At 59.5% G+C, this 1150-nt stretch carries 1 protein-coding gene; it reads left to right on the top strand.

All coding sequences use genetic code 11. The annotated features are described in order from the left end of the window. On the top strand, positions 1 to 1137 hold a 1137-nt coding region (locus ABEB26_RS26880), incomplete at its 5' end, for a hypothetical protein (RefSeq protein WP_345725174.1). Between the last annotated feature and the right edge of the window lie 13 nt (positions 1138 to 1150).

Below are 1150 nucleotides of genomic sequence, written 5' to 3'. Positions count from 1 at the left end.
CTTGATGATACCATGGCGATTGTCCAAGCGCACCTTCCCGTATCGGCCTCTGGCTATCGCTGCCAGACTGCTGACCTGTGGCGGGTGTTGCTGCATGCGATGACGCATACCCACTCGATCGAAGCGACCTGTACGATCCAACCAAACGTTCCCCACCCCAATACGATCCGGCGATATCTTGCCTGCCAGTGGACTCCGACGACCATTCCGCAGATCGAAACATCCAGCAATGCTGCCCTTCGCGCAACGCTTCCCGCGTGGGTTTCCACCACCCCCGTTGAGGTCGCCATTGATACCCACGACTGCCCCTTCTATGGGCAGATTCCTGCTGGCGATGACCATTGGGTCTGTCGTGGTCAAACCCGTGCGGGCACCAATGCCCACTATCGCTGTGCGTCCATGGCGGTCTTAGCGCGACACACCCACCTGACCGTCGCGATCACCTTTGTTCAGCCAGGCGAGTCGATGGGCGCGATTGTGGAACGCCTATTGGCTCATGGCACGCACGCCGGAATCACGATTAAGTGTCTGTATGCGGACAAAGGCTTTTGTTCCGTGGCGGTCTTTCAGGCAGTAGTTGCGGCGCAGATCCCCGCCATTATTGCGGTGCCGCTGCGCCGACCCGGTGTCGGGACGTTGGCCCATGGCCCAATAAGCCACTGGGGAACGCATACCTTTACGAGCGACACGGCAGGTGCAGTGACCGTGCGGATTGCGGCAGTCCGGACGTATGCGCAGCGGCGACGCGGTGGCTATGAACTGCGCTGGTGCTTGTTTGCATGGTTCGCGATCCGTGAGAGCCTGATTGGGGTACGACGGCGCTATCGACGACGGTTTGGCATTGAATCGATCTATCGCCAGCTTGAGGCGGTGCGGATTCGCACAACCGCCACAAATCCTGGCCTGCGGTTCATGCTGATCGCCCTGGGATTCGTCGTGATTAATGGATGGATTCGGTGTCAATGGACGTATCTCCGGATTGCGGGCGGTGGGCCACGGCGGGTGGATCAGACCGTGTTGCGGCTCCCACGATTTCTTGGGTTGCTCCAGTACGCGATTGGGCAATGGTATGGGCCTCCGCCACCCATCGCGTTGGATCGCTATTGTTCCGCATCAGCCGCTACGGCCAAATGGTGACATACTGATCATG

This window comes from Herpetosiphon gulosus (genome assembly GCF_039545135.1).
Taxonomy (GTDB): domain Bacteria; phylum Chloroflexota; class Chloroflexia; order Chloroflexales; family Herpetosiphonaceae; genus Herpetosiphon; species Herpetosiphon gulosus.
Note: the sequence above shows the minus strand (reverse complement) of the source record. Positions and strands in the feature narration are given on the sequence as shown.